1 protein-coding gene is annotated in these 657 nt (G+C 50.1%); it reads right to left on the bottom strand.

The window, feature by feature from the left end; all coding sequences use genetic code 11:
- Window positions 1-657: hypothetical protein (locus AC1D12_RS34790; protein WP_477845597.1), on the bottom strand; the 657-nt coding region annotated here is incomplete at both ends.

Below are 657 nucleotides of genomic sequence, written 5' to 3'. Positions count from 1 at the left end.
TGTTCAACCAGTGGGAGAGCACCCAGATGTTGGGGATTGGGAGCTCGGAAAATTCCTTGCAACGCCGAAGGATCACTGAATAACGTGTATGGACCAGCATATCATCACTGGCTTTGTCAATATATTTTGTGCTAATTGCTTGGCTGGTGGAGTCGTTGAGGGGGGCGCCAGCCTGAATGATTGCTTTATCGTGGGGAATTGTATACAGGGCCGCTCTGACGAATGGTTCGATGAGCCTTCCACCAAAAGACCATGCCTGTGCATTCACCGGTACTTCCTCCAGATCAATGCCCTGTTCACGCAATGTGGTCAGGAATATCTTCCTCGCTGGGAATGAAAGAGCATTGAATGCATCGTAGACGATACCCAGTTCGCGAGCCGAATCGTTGCGTGACAAATTTCTAGTGAGCGTCCGGATCCGCTCGATGACGCCCTCGGACAGTTTGCCGTCAAAGCTTGGAGGGATGACCTCGATGGAAAGTTTATGCATGGCGTACGTCAGAGCGGGCATCTGAGCACTCCTTTGCATGGGCTCATTATCTGGATCAAGATGAAGCTTCAGTTCCGTATCGCCGTTGGGTACTAAGGCGTCGATTTCTCTCCAAGTCAATTTGGCGAGAGAGGGGTCTTCAGTTGAATATTTTTGTTCATGTGACT

The sequence above is a fragment of the Rhizobacter sp. P1_G5 genome, from assembly GCF_056405435.1.
This window is presented reverse-complemented; position numbering and strand designations above follow the sequence as displayed.